General features: G+C 68.7%; 16 protein-coding genes. 11 read left to right on the forward strand and 5 right to left on the reverse strand.

Annotation, left to right across the window (positions count from 1 at the left end; translation table 11 throughout):
* Positions 1–378 precede the first annotated feature (378 nt).
* Positions 379–678 carry a hypothetical protein gene (locus BLW84_RS49510; RefSeq protein ID WP_245761590.1) on the reverse strand — a complete coding sequence of 100 codons (300 nt, stop codon included), beginning with the start codon at positions 676–678 and terminating at the stop codon, positions 379–381.
* 604 nt (positions 679–1,282) lie between these two features.
* Between BLW84_RS49510 and BLW84_RS34700 the strand changes: the two genes are divergently transcribed.
* A complete protein-coding gene (locus tag BLW84_RS34700) occupies positions 1,283–2,095 on the forward strand; it encodes a pentapeptide repeat-containing protein (RefSeq protein WP_143061201.1) in 813 nt (270 codons plus the stop codon).
* Here the strand turns inward: BLW84_RS34700 and BLW84_RS34705 are convergent.
* Positions 2,084–4,291 (reverse strand): ATP-binding protein, encoded by a 2,208-nt coding sequence (locus BLW84_RS34705; protein ID WP_177226851.1) that lies wholly within the window; start codon positions 4,289–4,291, stop codon positions 2,084–2,086. The genes BLW84_RS34700 and BLW84_RS34705 overlap by 12 nt on opposite strands.
* Positions 4,292–4,378: 87 nt before the next feature.
* Between BLW84_RS34705 and BLW84_RS47940 the strand changes: the two genes are divergently transcribed.
* A complete protein-coding gene (locus BLW84_RS47940) occupies positions 4,379–4,552 on the forward strand; it encodes a hypothetical protein (RefSeq protein ID WP_177226852.1) in 174 nt (57 codons plus the stop codon).
* A gap of 6 nt (positions 4,553–4,558) precedes the next feature.
* Here BLW84_RS47940 and scpC read toward each other — a convergent pair whose 3' ends face one another.
* Complete coding sequence (gene scpC, locus BLW84_RS34710) at positions 4,559–6,073, reverse strand: succinyl-CoA:acetate CoA-transferase ScpC (RefSeq protein WP_093274331.1); 1,515 nt, start codon at positions 6,071–6,073, stop codon at positions 4,559–4,561.
* A 280-nt stretch (positions 6,074–6,353) separates the two neighbouring features.
* Complete coding sequence (locus tag BLW84_RS34715) at positions 6,354–7,151, reverse strand: IclR family transcriptional regulator domain-containing protein (RefSeq protein ID WP_245761591.1); 798 nt, start codon at positions 7,149–7,151, stop codon at positions 6,354–6,356.
* A 345-nt stretch (positions 7,152–7,496) separates the two neighbouring features.
* On the opposite strand from BLW84_RS34715, the gene BLW84_RS34720 reads away from it, so the two are divergent.
* Positions 7,497–8,723: an MFS transporter gene (locus BLW84_RS34720; RefSeq protein WP_093274337.1), complete on the forward strand. Its 1,227-nt coding sequence runs from the start codon at positions 7,497–7,499 to the stop codon at positions 8,721–8,723.
* An 18-nt stretch (positions 8,724–8,741) separates the two neighbouring features.
* Here the strand turns inward: BLW84_RS34720 and BLW84_RS34725 are convergent, their stop codons facing one another.
* Complete coding sequence (locus BLW84_RS34725) at positions 8,742–9,977, reverse strand: FAD-dependent oxidoreductase (RefSeq protein WP_093274341.1); 1,236 nt, start codon at positions 9,975–9,977, stop codon at positions 8,742–8,744.
* A gap of 64 nt (positions 9,978–10,041) precedes the next feature.
* Here BLW84_RS34725 and BLW84_RS34730 point away from each other — a divergent pair, with 64 nt between their 5' ends.
* The 8 genes from BLW84_RS34730 to BLW84_RS34765 form a co-directional block, all read left to right on the forward strand.
* Entirely contained in the window at positions 10,042–10,635 is a 594-nt protein-coding gene (locus tag BLW84_RS34730) for a TetR/AcrR family transcriptional regulator (RefSeq protein ID WP_093274344.1), read from the forward strand.
* A gap of 90 nt (positions 10,636–10,725) precedes the next feature.
* Positions 10,726–11,136 (forward strand): DUF7144 family membrane protein, encoded by a 411-nt coding sequence (locus BLW84_RS34735; RefSeq protein ID WP_093274346.1) that lies wholly within the window; start codon positions 10,726–10,728, stop codon positions 11,134–11,136.
* A gap of 78 nt (positions 11,137–11,214) precedes the next feature.
* Positions 11,215–12,234, forward strand: a complete 1,020-nt coding sequence (locus BLW84_RS34740; RefSeq protein WP_093274349.1) for a LacI family DNA-binding transcriptional regulator — start codon at positions 11,215–11,217, stop codon at positions 12,232–12,234.
* A gap of 68 nt (positions 12,235–12,302) precedes the next feature.
* On the forward strand, positions 12,303–13,661 hold the full coding sequence (locus BLW84_RS34745; RefSeq protein ID WP_245761592.1) for an ABC transporter substrate-binding protein: 1,359 nt from the start codon (positions 12,303–12,305) through the stop codon (positions 13,659–13,661).
* Positions 13,658–14,602 (forward strand): carbohydrate ABC transporter permease, encoded by a 945-nt coding sequence (locus BLW84_RS34750; RefSeq protein ID WP_093274351.1) that lies wholly within the window; start codon positions 13,658–13,660, stop codon positions 14,600–14,602. Before BLW84_RS34745 ends, BLW84_RS34750 begins: the two co-directional genes overlap by 4 nt.
* Entirely contained in the window at positions 14,595–15,434 is an 840-nt protein-coding gene (locus BLW84_RS34755; RefSeq protein WP_093274355.1) for a carbohydrate ABC transporter permease, read from the forward strand. Before BLW84_RS34750 ends, BLW84_RS34755 begins: the two co-directional genes overlap by 8 nt.
* Positions 15,435–15,468: 34 nt before the next feature.
* The gene (locus tag BLW84_RS34760) at positions 15,469–17,415 is read left to right on the forward strand and encodes a cellulase family glycosylhydrolase (protein ID WP_093274357.1); all 1,947 of its coding nucleotides are present in this window, start codon (positions 15,469–15,471) and stop codon (positions 17,413–17,415) included.
* Between the two features lie 169 nt (positions 17,416–17,584).
* Positions 17,585–18,247 (forward strand): FAD-dependent oxidoreductase (locus BLW84_RS34765; RefSeq protein ID WP_245761593.1); only part of this gene is annotated, 663 nt, incomplete at its 3' end.

Consider the following 18,247-nt stretch of genomic DNA (forward strand, 5'->3'; position numbering starts at 1 on the left):
TTCGCCGGGGTGGTGGCGGTGGCGGTTGGCTGTCCGGTGACGTTCGATCCGACCGCTGGAGGCGCGGTGGTGAGCCAGTCCGCGTGCGCAGACTGACCGACCAGGAAGCGCTGCGGCTGCAGCAAATCGTGCGCCGAGGCAGCACGAGTTCGGGACGCTACCGGCGCGATGATGCTGGTCTCGGCCGACGGGAACCGCGTCCCGGTGATCGCTCGACTTGCACAGGCGTCATCCAGACGGCCACCGCCGACCGGTCAAGCTCGGCCAGCCCTTCACTCACTGGTCACTGCCCAAACCCGTCACCTAACTGCGAAAAGTCCATCTTCGCCGGGTCGCTTTAGCCCGGTGTTCGAGGTGTGCCGTCCCAGCGCCATGCGGTCAGACGAGGGCGCCCGTGCAGTTCGGCGCGTCCAGTGGCCACAGCAGGGTGGGCCAAGGATCCGTGAACACCGGGGCGTTCGGAAACAGCCGGACGAGCACCCGCGAGCACAGGTCGGCTGGTGGATTCCAGGCAAGCCCGAGCCCTTGGGCCAGGTCGTGCGTGTGCACCAGGGTCTCCACGATCCCCATCGCGGCGAAGCCCTCGGCGTCGGAGATGCCGAAGACGTGGCAGGCGCGAACCTGCGGCGGCGTCGTGCGCACCATGGCGACCAGCAGCGCACCACTCGCCTCCAACACCTGCAACAGGCCGGTAGGCCCCGCCTTACGGTCCGCGTGAATAGCGTTCGCAGGGCCGCCGGCTCTCCCACACGAAGGGCACCTCACCATCCGAGGGCGGTGTTCTGGGACCTAGTTGCGCGGCGTACGCGAAAAGGTCGTCGCTGAGGTGCTCGACCATCTCCCAGCAGTCCCATTCCAGCGATCCCGCCTTTCCATCCCACGCGGCTGAGGGCGCCTTGCGGAGGACTGCCAACGCGAGCTGCACGGCAAGGTCGAGGTCGTCCGCGGTGAGGGGGGACGGGGAGGGCCCAATCTCGGCTGATCGGGACATAGCAGGACCGTATCCCTACTGGAAGGAGTCATGCCTTCCCTTTAATCACGGGTCCCGCAATCCGGCGACGGTTTGTGGTCAGAGCGCTAGCCAGTACTCCAGTTGTAGATCGTGATGTTCTTGGTCGTTGGTGCTTCGACGCTGGTAGTAGGCCTGTCAGGCGCGGTACTTGTGTGCCATCCCCATCTAGACCACGCAGTGGAACTCACGCCGACCTGCCGAAAAGAACAGGAGAAGCCACCGCCGGATTCTGGCGCCAACCCAGCCCGCCCAACCGATTTGGACGGCAGCATGGAGATCGTGATGGAAAAGGTGATCAAGGTCGTCGGTTGGACATGCATCGCGGTGGTCTCCTCGATGCTGGTGGTCGTGGTTGTCGCGGCATTCGGGCCGCTTCCCGGCTACGTGCTTGAGTCGTCCCCAGCCGCATCCGCGTTGACCGGGAACGACCGAGTGAAAGCGGAAACCGACGTCCGCACGGCCCTTCTCCAGGCCGTTGGTGGTGTGCTCCTCGTGATCGGCGCTGTTACCGCGTGGCGGCAAATGCTCGCCGCGCGCGGCCAGCAACTGGTGGCACGCCGGATCGCCGTCACCGACGCATTCAGCAAGGCGGTGGAACAGCTCAGCAACCGCGAGTCCGTGGCTCTGCGGCTGGGCGGAATCTACTCGCTGGACCGGGTCGCCGACGACGATCCGGCTGAGCAGTCGCGAGTGGCGGAAATCCTGTCGGCCTTCGTGCGCGACCATGCCCGCCAGCAGCCACTGCCTCAGGACGTAGCGGCCGCCCTGACGGTGCTTTCCCGTCGGAATTGGCCGTGCGAAGTCGACCTGGTGGGAACCTGCATCGCCGGAGCGCACCTGCCTGGCGCCCGGCTGGAACGGGCTCGGCTCAAAGGAGCCGATCTCAGCAGAACAGATCTGACCGGGGCCGTGCTGCGGTCAGCCGACCTGGATGGCGCGGATCTCCGCAATGCCGATCTGTCCGGCGCTGATCTCCAAGCCGCTCGGTTGACCGGCGCGAAGCTTTCCAGTGCGGTCACCGACCGGGCCACGCGGTGGCCCGTTGACTTCGTCCCGGAAAAGCATGGCGTCCTACTCCGTTGATCGCCGCATGCTCGCGTGCCTCTCGATCAATCCGACCATGTCCAATGCCGTTTCGATCGCTCCGGGAAGATTGACGCGGGGCTTCTCCTCGAACTCGATTCCACCATCCGCCCAGTGCGGGACCAGCAGGAACCGGCAGAAGTAGTCGGGAACCGGCAGCCGAGCCAGGTCGTCCGCCGCCTCGGCTAGGCCCTGCCGTGCCTTCGCGAGCTCTCCGAGCTTCACCAAGGCCATAGCGGCGTTGTAGCGGCTGAGGGCCCGGGTTTTGGGCTCATCCGTGAGTGCAATGGACTTTTCCGCCCAGTCCAGTGCACTCGTCGGTTCGCCTCCCACGAGCGCGAGGTAGGCGAGGTTGTTGGCGGCGATCCACGACGGCTCGAACCTGAACGCGGTGCTGAGGTGCTCGACCGTTGCCGGGACGTCGCCATCGACGTAGACATCGAAGGACTCGGTGAGATGGCACCCAGCCATGGCGTTCCGTTCGACCGGCCCCGCATGCTTCACGAGCCAATCCCGCACGTCGGGCCATGGCTTCAGCGGCAACCGCAGGCGCTCGGCGCGCAACTCCCCGCCCAGTGCGCGGGCTCGTTCACACGCTGCGCGGAACGCTGGGAGTTCAGTCAGTTCGATGTCGTCGACATCCCGCGCGTACAGCCAGCGAACGGCGGTCGTTCCGGCGTACGTGCATTCCACCACGGTGACGTCCAGTGCCGCCGGGAACCTGCACCGCACGATCGCTTCGTGCAGAAACTGAATTCTGGCGCTCTCCGCCGCGCTATCCGGCAACGTGTCCAGGAGTGCGAGGCAGGATTCCAGGTTGTCTTGGGTCATCCCGTAGCAACACGTCGAAAGCAACCGTACCGGCTGGTCAGCGATCACGTCCTCGAGCGCGTATTCCAGTCTACGGGTCAGCAGCGCCCGGAACCTGTACCGGCTGACGAGTTGCGGATGTCGCGGCTGGCCGATCTTGTTGAGCGTCCAGAGCCGGACGTAGATGTGGTCGAACAGATCTCCCGGCAGTCGAACGGCTCCATCGTCGATCTCGACGATCCGCTTCGCGACGAAGCCGTCCCGGAAGCCATCGAATGCCTCCCGACTGATCGACGGTGCACCCGTGATGCAGTGGGAGAACCAGAGCTCATCAATGGTGCTGCTTTCGAGGGACGAACACAGCAGGTTGAGCGCCACGAGCTCGTCGACGGACATCTTCCGCACGGCCGAGATCAAGGGCCGGTCCTGCACCTGCCCGCCGGCCTCCATGACCTCGCGGACGCTGTCGAGAGTTCCCGGGGACAGCACCATCTTCGATGTCACTCCGGACTGCCAACGGTGAAACATCACGTGGCAGAAGAACTGGATCTCGTAGGGATTCCCGTCAGTGAGCGACATCAAGTCCTGGACGACGCCGTGGAAGTCCTCGAAGCAATCGTGCGGGTCCAGTCCCAATGAGCGCAGCGGGCGCATCACGCAGTTGTGCACATCAGCGACTTCGTTGAACTGCTCGACCTTGATCGGTTCGAACTGCCGCAGCAGCGCATCGAAGACTTCGCTGATCCGCACCAGTAGATCCGTGGTACCGGCCAGGACGAAGACGTAGCCGCACAACTGCGTTCCCAGCGTTCGCAGCATGGACAAGACGTCCTTGCGGTCAGCCACCAGCTGCGCCTCGTCCACGAGGAGCACGATCGGCTGCCCCGCTTGCTCGGCCAAGTACTCGAGATCTGCACGCAGCGCCATCTCCGACAGGCGACCACCGGCCCAGGCTTGCGCGACGCTTTCCGGGAATTCCAGGGGAAAGTCGTCCTGTTTCTCACCATGCATGACCCGGCGCACGATTCTGGGCGTGATCTTCCGGCCATCTGACGCAGTCAGACCCACGGCTTCACCGACCGCGCCGATGATTGCCTCGTACGCCTTGGCGAAGAACGAGACGGGATCCGCGTCCGCGGGGACCAGGTCCAACCGTGCCGTGACATAACCGCGTTGGCGGGCAAGTGCCTGCGTCATGTTGAGCAAGCTCGTCTTGCCCGCAGCGCGTTGGCCATGCAGGGCGATGTACCCGGCCGGTTGATCAGGTGCGGCCTGGTCCAAGACGTAGCTGATCCTTGATAGCTCCACCTGCCGACCTGCGAAGAGATCGCCGCTGCGCACTGGATTGGCGTAGTCGAAGGGGTTGCGCAATGCGGAAATTTCCAACAATGCCTCCAGCCGTGTACCTGTGGATTCGACACCGTGCAAGGCCAACGCCCACAATAGGCACCAAGCGGCCGGGATAGGCCAAGAATGACGGAACTCCACAATGTCGCACGGGGCCTGGGGCCGAACCCGTTCCACTACATCCCGAACACCGTCGCCGGAAACCCGTTCGACCCGGGCCCGGCGCTGGTGATGATCGCGCTGTCGGCCGTCCTGCTCGGCGGCGGACTGCTGGCCCTCCGCCGCCGGGACTTCGGCTGATGCTCACTAGGCCGGGCGCATGGTGCCTTCGTCGAGGTAGCGCTGGTGCCAGGACAGGGCCTCGCCGAGCAGGTGCGGGGTGTGGCGGCCGAACGACGATTCCATTGCGCGGTCGTGGTAATCCCGCAGCGCCGGGCGGAAATCGGGATGCGCGCACCGCTCGATGATCAGCTCCGCGCGCCTGCGCGGCGAGAGGCCGCGCAGATCCGCCAGGCCCTGCTCGGTCACGATCACGTCGACGTCGTGCTCGGTGTGGTCCACGTGCGAGACCATCGGCACGATCGACGACACGGCGCCGCCCTTGGCCACCGACGGCGTCACGAAGATCGACACGTAGGCGTTGCGCGCGAAGTCGCCCGAGCCGCCGATGCCGTTCTGAATCCGGCTGCCCATCAGGTGCGTCGAGTTGATGTTGCCGTAGATGTCGGCCTCCACGATGCCGTTCATCGCCAGGCAGCCGAGCCGGCGCACGACCTCCGGATGGTTGCTGATCTCCTGCGGCCGCAGCACGATCTTGTCGCGGTAGGCGGCGGCGTCGCGGTTGAAGCGGTCCACCGCCGCCGGGCTCAGCGAGAAGGCCGTCGCGGATGCCATCCGGAGCTTGCCCGACTCGATCAGCTGCAGCATCCCGTCCTGGATCACCTCGGTGTAGGCGGTCAGCCCGTCGAACGGGCCCGCCTGCAGCCCGGCGAGCACGGCGTTCGCGACGTTGCCCACCCCGGACTGCAGCGGGAGCAGGTTCCGCGGCAGTCGGCCGGACCGCACCTCCAGATCCAGGAAGTCCAGCACGTGCCCGGCGATCCGCCCGGACGTCTCGTCCGGCGGCGTGAAAACCGTGTTGCGGTCGGGTGATTCGGTCTCGACCACCGCGATCACCTTGTCCGCCGGGCATTCCAGGTGCGGCACGCCGATCCGGTCGGCGGGATGCGTGATCGGGATGGGCTCGCGCCGCGGCGGCAGCGCCGTCCCGTAGTAGATGTCGTGCATCCCTTCGAGGTGCTCGCTCTGCCACGAGTTGACCTCGAGGATGACCCGGTCTGCCCGCTCCAGCCAGGTCTTGTTGTTGCCCACCGACGACGACGGGATCAGGCGGCCGTCCTCGGTGATGCCGCTGACCTCCACGACGGCGACGTCCAGGTCGCCGAAGACGCCCTGCCACACGCGCTGGGCGACGTGCGAGAGGTGGATGTCGGTGTAGTCCATCCGGCCGGAGTTGATCTTCTCGCGGGTGACCGGGTCGGACTGGTACGGCAGGCGCAGGTCGATGCCCTCCACCTCGGCGAGCGCGCCGTCGAGCTCCGGGGCAGTGGACGCGCCGGTCCACAGGCCGACCTTCATCGGCCGCCCCTCCGCGTGGGCCGCGGCGACCCGCTTGGCCAGCGCGCCCGGCACCTCCTTCGGATACCCGGCGCCGGTGAAGCCGCTCATGCCCACGTTGTCGCCGGTCCCGATCAGCCCGGCGGCCTCCTCGGCGTCGACGATCTTCGCCGCCAGCTGCCGGTTCCGAACCCTTCGGGCCATGTCCGCCCCTCCCGCTCCGTCGAGGTCGAAGGCGCCACCCGCGAATCGCCGAACGCCGCCGGGGTGGCCTGATGTGACGGGGATCCTAAGCACGCAGCGGAGCGGAAACTAGCTGTGATGCAAGGCACTGTGGCTCCGGACACCTGTGCCACGGCCTCGGGATGCGATGATTTCGCTGGTGGACAAGGGAAAGCGCCGCCGCGCCGATCCGCGGAGATTCGGTGGCGGCTTGTTCGCACCGCGACACAGGCGGTCGGCCAGCGAACGACTGAGGGCCGTTTCACCCGGAGCGGCGCGTCGGCGCCGGCGGCTTCAGCCGCAGGTCCGCTTCGATCCGGGCCGCCGTCGCCGCCAGCAGCGGCACGATCTCCCGCCGCACCCCGTCCTCCGACGCGCTGTGCGCGTCCAGCGAGACGTTGACCGCCGCGAACACCTTCCCGTCGGCGTCGCGGATCGGCGCGGCGACACCGCGCAGACCCTCCTCCAGTTCGCTGTCGGAGATCACGAAACCCTGCCTGCGGACCTTGCCGAGATCCGCGAGCAGACCTTCGCGGGTGGTGATGGTGTGCGGCGTGAGCGCCGCCAGGTCCATCGAGCGCAGCCGCGCCTCCAGCCGCTCCGGCGGCATGCCGGCCAGCAGCACCTTGCCCATCGACGTGGCGTGCGCGGGGAAGCGGGTGCCGACCGGGATCGCCACGGACAGCAGCTTCGGGCTCGGCACCTGCGCGACGTAGCAGATCTCATCGCCTTCGAGCACGGCCACCGCGGTCATCTCCCGCAGTTCCCGGGTGAGCCGGCGCAGGTGCGGCTCGGCGATCTGCGGCAGCGACCTGCTGGACAGGTAGGCGTAGCCGAACTCCAGGACCTGCGGCGTCAGCGCGAAGTGCCGCTCGTCGTGGCGGACGTAGCCGAGGTCGACCAGCGTCAGCAGGATCCGCCGGGCCCCGGCCCGGTCCAGGCCGCTGGCCTGCGCCACCTCGGTCAGCGTCAGCTCGGCCCGCCCGGGCGAGAACGCCCGCAGCACCGAAAGGGTCCGCTCGACCGAGCGGACGAAGTGCCCACCACGTTCTTCCGGCACGTCGCCTCCCGCTGGATGTCCCGCCCGATTCTGCGCCGCGAGCGACCCGGTCCACAAAGGACACCTGTCGTCGCGGCCGCACATCTCACTCTATTGAGCGACAACGAGGATTAGTCCGCTACGCGCAGTGTCTCGTTTCACGCCCCACCAGGTGGACAGGACCGCCGCCGCGCCCCGAGACTGGACACCGAACAACCGACGGTGACGCGGCCAGCATTCGGCCGAGCATCTCCACGTACTCGTACTGTATCGATACAGTCCGAGCGTTTCGGACCCGCCACGTCCCGGCAGCGGCCATCACGACCTGCCGCGCTCCCCCGATCCCGCTCCCCCGAGAGGAGAACTGTGCCCATCGCGCTGCTCGCACTGGCCATCGGCGCCTTCGGCATCGGCACGACCGAGTTCGTCATGATGGGCGTGCTGCCCCAAGCGGCCGCCGACCTCGGCGTGTCGATCCCGACCGCAGGCAACCTGATCACGGGTTACGCGCTCGGCGTGGTGATCGGCGCCCCGGCGCTGACGATCCTGGGCGCGCGGTTGCCCCGCAAGGCCATGCTCATCGGCACCATGGGCCTGTTCACGGTCGGCAACCTGCTCTTCGCGCTGACCCCGAGCGCGGAGATCGGCACGGTGTTCCGGTTCCTGGCCGGCCTGCCGCACGGCGCGTTCTTCGGCGCCGGCGCCGTCGTGGCGACCAGCCTCGCCGAGCCGGGCAACCGCGCCAAGGCGGTCTCGATGATGTTCATGGGCCTCACGCTGGCCAACGTCGTCGGCGTGCCGCTCGGCACGCTTTTGGGCCAGCAGTTCGGCTGGCGCGCCACCTTCGCCGTGGTCGCCGCCATCGGCCTCGTCGCCGTCGCCGCCATCGTCCGGCTGGTGCCCGCCCAGGGCCGCCCCGCGCCCTCGGATGCCTCGGTGCGCGGGCAGCTCGCCGCGTTCCGCCTGTCGCAGGTGTGGCTGGCGCTGGCGATCGTGACCTTCGGCCTCGGCGGCACGTTCGCCTGCCTGAGCTACCTGACCCCGATCCTCACCGATGTCTCCGGGTACTCCCCGACCGGCGTGACGGGCCTGCTGGTGCTGGCCGGGCTCGGCATGACGCTAGGCAACTTCCTGGGCGGCCGGGTCGCCGACAAGGCCCTGACGCCGGGCCTGCACGCCGTGCTGATCGGGCTGGCCGTGGTGCTCGCCGCGTTCACGATCACCTCCGGCGACAAGCTGGCCGCGGCGGCGACCGTCTTCGTGATCGGCGCCCTCGGCTTCATGGTCGCGCCGATCATGCAGGCCGTGGTGATGGACAAGGCGGGCGGGGCGCCGGCGCTCGTGTCGGCGGCGCTGCAGTCCGCCTTCAACGTCGCGAACTCGATCGGCGCCTACGCCGGTGGCCTGGCGATCGCGCACGGCCTCGGGCTGCTGTCGCCGAACCTGGTCGGCTCGGTGCTTTCGGTGCTCGGCCTCGCGCTCGCCGCGGTCTCCGGAACCCTGGAGCGCAACACCAAGCGCGCGCCGGTCGCCCCGGCAGAATCGGTGGAAGTCCCGGCCATGCGGACGGAACGCGAGCTGGTCGCCGCCTGATGGTCCACTTGGGACGAATCAGACCGCCGTCCGGCGGGCGAACGCGGGTGCGTGTTCGGGGAGGATCCCCATTCCGCCGATGTAGGCGGTCAAACCGCGCAGGAACGGCGCGCGCTGCAGCGCTCGCAGCATCAACGGAAGCTTGTTCTCGTCGAGAGTTCCGTCGAGCGCCGGACGCAGCAGCATCTCGTGCTCGCCGCGCTGCGACTGCTGCGCCACCGCCATCGGCAGCCACCGGCGGCGCTGGATCTTCGCAAGCGCCGCGTTGGGAACCCGGCCGCACCGAAGCGGTTCCGCCAGCACCCGGGCCGCCGCGACGGCGTCCTGCACGGCGAGGTTGACCCCGACGCCGCCGACCGGCGACATCGTGTGCGCGGCGTCGCCGATGCACAGCACGCCGTCGCCGTACCAGCGGCGCAGCCGGTTCATCTCCACCCGCAGCAGCTTCACGTCGTCCCACGAGCCCAGCGACTCCAGCCGGGCTTCCGGCCAGCCGAACAACTCGGCCAGCCGCGCCCGGAACACCGCGATGTCCTGCGCGCGCAAGGCCTCGTTCCGGCCCTTCTCGATCAGGTAAGACGTCTGGAAGTAGTCGCCGCGATCCATGGTGACCGACACCTGCCCGCCGCCGAAGTGGCCGAACACCTCGCCGTCGGTGTCGTCCTCGGCCTTGGGCACCCGGACCTGCCACACGTCCATCGGCACGTCGAAGGAGATCTGCCGCAGCCCGGCCTCTCGACGGACCACCGAGCCGCGGCCGTCGCAACCGACGGTCAGCGGCGCAGCGAGTTCGCGCTCCACGCCGTCGGCGTCGCGGTAGCGCACGCCCGTGGTGCGACCGGCGCCGTCCTTGCGTAGCCCGGTCACGGCACTGCACATGCGCAGCGTGAACGACGGCTCCTCGGCGGCCGCGCCGGCCAGCAGGTCGAGGAAGTCCCACTGCGGCACCATCGCGATGTGCCGGTACGGCCCGCGTAGCCGCCCGAAGTCGGCCATCACCACCGTCTTCGAGCCGATCTGGATGCGCATCTTCGCCAGCTTCCCGGCAGGCAGCTCGGCGAACCGCTCGCCCAGCCCGAGCTCGTCGAGCAGCCGCAGGGTGGAGGGATGCACGGTGTCGCCGCGGAAATCCCGCAGGAAGTCCTGGTGCTTCTCCAGCACCGTCACCGCCACACCGGAGCGCGCGAGCAGCAGACCCAGCATCATCCCCGCCGGGCCGCCCCCGACGACGCAGCACTGCGTTCGATCCGTCATGGCCACCACGCTAGCAGAAACTTAGAGTCTCTCTAATTTTAGGCTTCATGTAAAATTGACGACCATGAGTGACCGGCTCGGGCTGCGGGAGCGGAAGAAGCGGCGCACCAAGCAGGCCCTGATCGAGGCGGCCATCCGGCTGTTCGACGAGAAGGGCTACGACGACACGACCGTCGCCGAGATCGCGGCGGCGGCCGAGGTGTCGCCCGCGACGTTCTTCAACTACTTCTCGGCCAAGGACGAGGTCGTCTTCGCAGACGACGTGCTCTACGACGGCCTGCTCCAGGAAGCCTTCGCCGGCCGCTCCGCCGACGAGCAGCCGGAAGACCTGCTGCTGCGCACGATTCACCAGCTGAGCACCGCCGACGCCTGGAGCTTCCCCTTCGACCACGAGCTGACCAGGATCAGGGCCCGGCTCATCGCCACCGTCCCGCCCCTGCGCGCGGGCGCCTTGCTCCGCAACGCCTCCCTGCAGCAACGGCTCGCGCACGCGCTCCGCGAGGCGTATCCCGAGGAGCTCGACGCGCTGCACGCCGCGGCGCTGACCGGGGCCCTGATCGGCGCGATCGACGCGGCGATGCACTCCGACCTCGACCGGGAACCGACCACCGACGTCGTCCTTCAAGCCGCGGAGATCGCGCTGCGCGGCCGCCGCTGAACAGCGCGAGCCGAGGTCTTTGGCCCCTGGATCAAGCAGTTCCGCTTCCCACAGGCTTAGTCGCAGCAAGGGCGAGCGGAGGAGGCCGCGATGACCACGCACGGAGCACGACGCATGCACACCGGCTGGGTGGGATGGGTGTACTTCGCCGCCACCATCCTGCTGCTGGCCGGCATCGTCCAGGTCATCAGCGGGGCGATCGCGTTCGCCCGCTCCGGTACGACGTACGTGACGCCGGCCGGATCGGCGGTGCAGGTCAGCTACGCCGGGGTCGGCTGGAGCTTCGTGATCACCGGCGTCGTGCTCGCCGCCACCGGGGTCGGGCTGTTCAGCGGCCGCACCTGGGCGCGTGCCGTGGCCATCGCCATGGCGGTGATCAGCATCCTGACCAACATCGCCTTCTTCACGACCTATCCCCTGTGGTCGGCGGTGGTGATCGTGCTCGACGTGGTCGTGATCTACGCGCTGGCCGCCCACGGCCGGGAGGCCACCCCCCGGTAGCCCCGCACCAGTACGCTGCGCTCCGGGAGTTCGCCCCGGTGTTCTCCGGCGCGGGCCGGATCTGGGAGGAGCGCCGGGGTGAAGCGGCCGACGATCATCGACATCGCCCGGGAGGTCGGGGTTTCGAAGGCCGCCGTCTCCTACGCGCTCAACGGGCGCGCCGGGGTTTCGCCGCAGACCCGGGAGCGGATCCTCGACGTCGCGGCGGCGATGGGCTGGCGGGCCAGCAGCGCGGCGCGCGCCCTGTCCAACGACCGGGCGGCGAACATCGGCATCGTGCTCGCCCGTTCCCCGGAGGTGCTGCGCACCGAGCCGTTCTTCATGCAGATGCTGGCCGGCCTGGAGCAAACCCTTTCGGCGGAAGGGTTTTCGCTGCAGCTCGCGCTCGCCGCGGACACCGGCACCGAGCTGGACACCTACCGGCGCTGGTGGGCGGAGCGGCGGGTCGACGGCGTGGTGCTGACCGACCTCCGGGTCTCCGACCCGCGCCCGGAGCTGCTGCGCGAGCTGGGAACACCAGCGGTGTTCTTCGGCACCGCCGGGCCGATGCCGGGGATCCCGGTCCTGCGGGCCGACGAGGACGAGGCCATCCGCAGCGCGATCACGCACCTCGCGGAACTCGGCCACCGACGGATCGGGCACGTGCAAGGGCCGGCCGATCTCCAGCACACCGTTCGGCGGGCGGACGCGCTGCGCCGAGCCGTGGGCGAAACGCCCGGGCTCTCGGTGCACCACGCGTCCGGCGATTACACCGAGGAGGGCGGTGTTCGCGCCACGCGCCGCCTGCTCTCAGCGCCGAATCCCCCGACCGCGGTCATCTACGACAACGACGTGATGGCGGTCGCGACTGTGGTGCACGCGGAGGAGCTCGGCGTGCGGGTGCCGGCCGATCTCTCGGTGCTGGCATGGGACGACTCGATGTTGTGCCAGGTGGTTCGCCCCGCCATCACCGCGTTCGCGCACAGCGTCGTCGTGGATTCCGCCACTGCCGCGCGCATGCTGCTGGAGCTGATCGAGACCGGTTCGGCCGACGACGGCGAGCTGTCGCCGCGGAAGCTGATGCCGCGCGGGAGCACTGCGCCCGCTCCCGGCAACTGACCGACCACCGATAACGAAACGATCACGGCGTTGACCGGCCCTTCTGATTAACCGGTTAAGTACCTAACTTGAGCCAGGAGTCCAACGACGGGCTCGACGAAGCCGAGGAGGCTTTCGTGCTCAAGCGCTCACTCCTGGCGGTGCCGCTGGTCGCGGCATTGCTCGCCGGCGCGCTGACCGGCTGCGCGGCACCGGCCGACGACGACACGATCACCTACTGGGCGAGCAACCAGGGCAAGAACGCCGCGCAGGACCGGGAAATCCTCCGCGAAGAGCTCGCCGAGTTCACCGCCCGGACCGGCATCGACGTCAAGCTGGAGGTGATCGGCTGGTCCGACCTGCTCAACCGGATCCTCGGCGCGGCGACCTCCGGCGTCGGCCCGGACGTGGTGAACCTCGGCAACACCTGGGCCGCGTCCCTGCAGGCGACCGGCGCGTTCCTGCCCTTCGACGACGCGCTGATGCAACGCTTCGGCGGCCGGGACCGCTTCCTGGACAGCAGCATGAGCTCCGCCGGGATGCCCGGGCAACCGCCGGCTTCGCTGCCGCTGTACGGGCTGTCGTACGGCCTGTTCTACAACAAGAAGCTGTTCGCCGAGGCCGGCATCGCCGAGCCGCCGAAGGACTGGCGGGAATTCATCGACACCGCGAAGCGGCTCACCGACCCGGCGCGCGGCCGCTGGGGGCTCACCATCCCCGGCGCCAGCTACACCGAGAACGCGCACTTCGCGTTCATGTTCGGCCGCCAGGAGGGCACGCACCTCATCGACGAGCGCGGCAGCCCGTCGTTCGCAACACCGGAAGCCGTCGCCGCGGTGCAGCGCTACATCGACCTGATGGCCTCGGCCCGCGTGGTGGATCCCGACGACGCCGAGGAGGGCAATTCCTCCGGAGCGGCAGCGGATTTCGTGGACGGTGACGCCGCGATGCTGATCGCCCAGAACAGCGTCATCCCCACCCTGCACGACAACGGGATGGCCGAAGCGGACTACGGCGTCGTGCCGATGCCGGTGCCCGATCCCCTACCGCCCGGCGGCCGGGCCGTGCGCAGCCACGTCGCGGGCTCGAACGTCGCGGTCTTCGCCGACAGCCCGCGGCGGGAACAGGCCCTCAAGCTGGTCGAATTCCTCACCAGCAAGGAAGTCCAGGCGTCGCTGAACGAGAAGTACGGCACGCTGCCGGTGGTCGAGGACGCCTACGACGATCCGGCCTTCCACACGCCCAAGAACCAGGTGTTCAGCGAGGTGCTGGCCAGCGGATCGGAAACCGTGCCGATGATCCCCAACGAGGCCCACTTCGAGACGACGGTCGGCGCGGCGATGCGCGACCTGTTCGCGGCCACCGCCACCGGGCGACCACCCGGCGCGGAGGACGTGCGCGAGGCGCTGGCCGACGCGGAGCAGAAGATGCGGGGGACCGGAGGATGACGGCCACCACCACACCGATTCCGGCGCGACGTCGCGGGTGGACGCCGAGCCGGCGCGCGCTCCCCTACCTGCTGATCGCTCCCGCGCTGGCCTTCGAGCTGCTGGTGCACCTGGTGCCGATGCTCGGCGGCCTGTGGATGAGCCTGCTCGAACTGACCCAGTTCCACCTGCGGGACTGGGTGCGCGCCCCGTTCGCCGGCCTGGACAACTTCGGCTTCGCCCTGGACCTCGACGGCGCGGCGGGCGCGGAGCTCCTGCGCTCCTTCGCGGTGACGTTGGCTTACGCGATCCTGACCGTCGGGCTGTCCTGGACGCTCGGTCTCTTCGCGGCGACGCTGCTCCAGCGCAGCTTCCCCGGACGCGCCGTGCTACGCACGCTGTTCCTGGTGCCGTACGCGCTGCCGGTCTACACCGCGGTCATGATCTGGAAGTTCATCCTCGACCGCAGCGACGGCATGGTCAACACCGTGCTGGACGACCTCGGGGCCGGCGCGGGCGGCACCTTCTGGCTGCTGGGCGACAACGCCTTCGGCAGCATCGTCATCACCTCGGTCTGGCGGCTGTGGCCGTTCGCGTTCCTCGTCCTGATGGCCGGGATGCAGTCCATCCCGACCGACGTCTACGAACAGGCCACCGTGGACGGTGCTGGGCTCTGGCAGCAGTTCCGGTCCATCACCGTGCCGATGCTGCGGCCGGTGAACCAGGTCCTGGTGCTGGTGCTGTTCCTGTGGACGTTCAACGACTTCAACGTGCCCTACATCCTGTTCGACAAGTCGGTGCCGGGCGCGGCCAACCTGCTGTCCATCCACATCTACGGAAGCTCGTTCCTCACCTGGAACTTCGGCCTGGGCTCGGCGATATCCGCGCTCCTGCTGCTGTTCCTGCTGCTGGTGACCGCGGGCTACCTGGCCTTCACCTCGCGGAGGTTGAAAGATGTCTGAGCCGCGGTGGTTCCGCCTTCTGCGGGTGGCCGGGCTGACCTTCCTCGCGCTGTTCACCGCGCTGCCGCTGTACGTCATGGTGACCTCGGCGGTGAAGCCGCTGGGCGACGTGCAGGACCGGTTCCGGTGGCTGCCGGTGAACATCACGTTCGAGCCGTTCGTCGACATGTGGTCGACGATCTCGCTGGCCGACTACTTCGTGAACAGCACCGTGGTGGCCCTGGGCGCGGCGGCGCTGTCGGTGACCATCGCCGTGTTCGCCGCGTACGCGATCAGCCGGTTCCGCTTCCGCGGCCGCAACGCGTTCCGCATCGTCGTGCTGTCCACCCAGATGTTCCCCGGCATCCTGTTCCTGCTGCCGCTGTACCTGATCTACGCCACGATCGGCCGGCTGACCGGCATCGCCCTGCACGGCAGCCACCTCGGCCTGATCATCACCTACCTGACGTTCTCGCTGCCGTTCGCGATCTGGATGCTGGTCGGCTACTTCGACTCCATCCCGAAGGACCTCGACGAGGCGGCGCTGATCGACGGCGCGAGCCCGGTGAGCGCCCTGCTCAGGGTGGTGCTGCCCGCCGCGCGACCGGGCATCGCCGCGGTGGCGATCTACGCGTTCATGACGGCGTGGGGCGAGACCCTGTTCGCCTCGATCATGACCGACTCGGGTTCGCGCACGCTCGCGGTCGGGCTGCGCGAGTACGCCACGCAGACCTCGGTGTACTGGAACGAGGTGATGGCGGCGTCGCTGGTCGTCAGCATCCCGGTGGTCATCGGGTTCCTGCTGCTCCAGCGCTACCTGGCCCAGGGGTTGACCGCGGGCGCGGTCAAGTGACCTGTTGGATCCACCAGCCGAGAAAGGGCGATCGATGCGACGCAACTCCGCCAAGGTGACGGTGGCCGGGGAACCGGCCGTGTGGCTCGGCGCGAACTTCTGGTCGCGCACCGGCGGGCCGCTGATGTGGCGGAACTACTCGCCGCGGGTCGTGCGCGAGGAACTGCGGGTGCTCCACGAGCACGGCCTGCGGCAGACGCGTTCCTTCTTCTACTGGCCCGACTTCCTGCCGACCCCGGACAGCGTCGACGCGGCGAAGGTCGAGCACTTCGCCGACTTCCTGGACGCGCACCGGGAGATCGGCATGTCGTCGATCCCGACCTTCATCGTGGGGCACATGTCCGGCGACAACTGGGATCCGGCGTGGCGCGACGGCCGCGACCTCTACGCCGACGTCTGGCTGGTGTCCCGGCAGGCGTGGTTCGTGCAGCGGATGACCGAGCGCTTCGCCGCGCACCCGGCGGTCGCGGGCTGGCTGATCAGCAACGAGATGCCGATCTACGGCCGGTTGCGGCACGAGCCGAAGGCGCCGACCGAGCAGGTCACCAGTTGGGCGCAGCTGATGGTGCAGGCGGTGCGGGCCGGCGGCGGGCACCAGCCCGTGTCGCTGGGCGACGGCGCGTGGGGCATCGAGGTCACCGGCACGGACAACGGGTTCTCGGTCCGCGAGACCGGCGCGCTGGTGGACTTCGTCGGCCCGCACGTGTACCGGATCGACAGCGACCCGGTGCGCCAGCACCTCGGCGCGGCGTTCATCTGCGAACTTGCCGCGGTGGGCGGCAAGCCGGTGGTGCTGGAGGAGTTCGGCCTCTCCAGCGACCAGGTGTCGCCGGAGCACGCCGCGCACTACTACCGGCAGACGTTGCACAACTCGCTGCTCGCCGGATCGACCGGCTGGGTGGCCTGGAACAACACCGACTACGACGACCTCATCGAGCAGGGCCCGTACTCGCACCACCCCTTCGAGATGCACTTCGGCATCACCGACAACGCGGGGAACCCGAAGCCGCCGCTGCACGAGCTGGCCGCGTTCGCCGACGTGCTATCCACAGTGGACTTCGCCCGGTGCGAGCGCACCGATGCGCGGGCGGCGCTGGTGGTGACCGAGTACCTGGAGCGCGGCTACCCGTTCAGCCAGGACGACGATCGGCCGCTCGTCTTCAGCTCGCTGCAGCAGGCGTACGTGGCCGCGCGCGAGGCCGACCTGCCCGTCGGCTTCACCAGGGAACGCGACGGCATCGACCCGGACTGCTCGCTGTACTTGCTGCCGTGCACCAAGCAGATCCAGGGGCCGACCTGGCAGTGGCTGCGCGAGCGAGTGGCGCAGGGCGCGGTGCTGTACCTGTCCTACACGGCAGGCGAGGTCGGGCACCACCGGCAGCCGTGGATCCCGTACCTGGACGAAACCTTCGGCGTCGCGAAGGAGATGACCTACGGCGTGGTCGACGAGGTGGCCGACGAGGTCGTCGAGTTCACCTTCGCCGAGGACTTCGGCGGCATCGCCGAAGGCGAGGTGCTGCGCTTCCGGGTCGGCGGCAACGAGCACAGCCGGGCGTACCTCCCGGTCCACCCGCGCGGCGCGACGGTGGTCGCCACTGACGCGCACGGCAGGCCGGCGCTGCTTCGCAACCGCAGCGGGCAAGGCGAGACCGTGCTGTGCACCTATCCGATCGAGCACTTCGCGGCGCGGAACGCGCGCGTCAACCCGGAGGACACGCACCGGCTTTACGCGGCGCTGGCCGAGATCGCCGGCGTTGCGCGGCCGATCTCGGTCGACGATCCGCGCGTGTTCGCGGACGAGCTCCGGCACGAGGACGGGCGCCGGTTCGCCTGGCTCGTCAGCCAGCACGGCCAGGAAATCACGACAACGCCGCACGCGGACGGTTTTTCCCTGCACGACGCCAAGACCGGTGAACTCCTTTCCAAGGTCACGCTCCCCGCCTACGGCGTCCGGGTCGTCGAACTGCGCGCGCAGCGGTAACTCCGGGGCCGAAAGTCCCTTGCCTCCGAGGGTTTTCGGCGGCGCGCATGCGACCGGCTTCCCGCAGGTGTACAACGGGGACGTACCGACCCATGCGGACACCGGTCGCTCGTGCTCCCCACGAGCATTCCGCGGTCACCACTCATCCCGCTGCTCGTGTGGAGAAGTCATGAAGATCGTGTGCATCGGGGCCGGACCAGCCGGTCTCTACCTGGCCATCTCGGCGAAGCTCAGGGACGCCGGGCACGACATCACCGTCATCGAACGGGACCCACCGGGAGCCACCTACGGCTGGGGCGTCGTGTACTGGGACAACCTGCTGGACACCCTCTACCCCAACGACAGGGAGAGCGCGGAGCAGATCCGCGCCGCCTCGACGCTGTGGCAGGAGCAGGTCGTCTCGCTGCACGGCACCGAAAACGCCTACATCCCCGGATACGGATACAGCGTGAACCGCGCGCCGCTGCTGGAGATACTCGCCCAGCGCGCCACCGACCTCAACGTGGACGTCCGGTACGAGCACGCCGCGGAAGACCTGTCGGAGTTCGCCGACGCCGACCTGATCGTCGTCGCCGACGGCGCGAACAGCCGCACCCGGCAACGCTACGCCGAGGAATTCGGCACCCAGGTCGGCCACGGCCGCAACCCCTACATCTGGCTGGGCACGGACCGGGTGTTCGACATGTTCACCTTCGACTTCGAAGAAACACCCGAGGGCTGGATCTGGTTCCACGCCTACCCCTCCAGCGCCGGGATCAGCACCTTCATCGTCGAATGCCAGGACACCACCTGGCGAGGACTGGGGTTCGACCGGCTCGGCGACGACGAGAGC

This window comes from Saccharopolyspora shandongensis (genome assembly GCF_900106995.1).
Taxonomy (GTDB): domain Bacteria; phylum Actinomycetota; class Actinomycetes; order Mycobacteriales; family Pseudonocardiaceae; genus Saccharopolyspora; species Saccharopolyspora shandongensis.

What these genes read in the sequence shown, in the direction of transcription:
- BLW84_RS34700 (WP_143061201.1), top strand. Translation starts at nt 1,283, where the DNA reads ATGGAGATCGTGATGGAAAAGGTGATCAAGGTCGTCGGTTGGACATGC.
- BLW84_RS47940 (WP_177226852.1), top strand. Translation starts at nt 4,379, where the DNA reads ATGACGGAACTCCACAATGTCGCACGGGGCCTGGGGCCGAACCCGTTC.
- scpC (WP_093274331.1), bottom strand. Translation starts at nt 6,073, where the DNA reads ATGGCCCGAAGGGTTCGGAACCGGCAGCTGGCGGCGAAGATCGTCGAC.
- BLW84_RS34725 (WP_093274341.1), bottom strand. Translation starts at nt 9,977, where the DNA reads ATGACGGATCGAACGCAGTGCTGCGTCGTCGGGGGCGGCCCGGCGGGG.
- BLW84_RS34730 (WP_093274344.1), top strand. Translation starts at nt 10,042, where the DNA reads ATGAGTGACCGGCTCGGGCTGCGGGAGCGGAAGAAGCGGCGCACCAAG.
- BLW84_RS34735 (WP_093274346.1), top strand. Translation starts at nt 10,726, where the DNA reads ATGACCACGCACGGAGCACGACGCATGCACACCGGCTGGGTGGGATGG.
- BLW84_RS34750 (WP_093274351.1), top strand. Translation starts at nt 13,658, where the DNA reads ATGACGGCCACCACCACACCGATTCCGGCGCGACGTCGCGGGTGGACG.
- BLW84_RS34755 (WP_093274355.1), top strand. Translation starts at nt 14,595, where the DNA reads ATGTCTGAGCCGCGGTGGTTCCGCCTTCTGCGGGTGGCCGGGCTGACC.
- BLW84_RS34760 (WP_093274357.1), top strand. Translation starts at nt 15,469, where the DNA reads ATGCGACGCAACTCCGCCAAGGTGACGGTGGCCGGGGAACCGGCCGTG.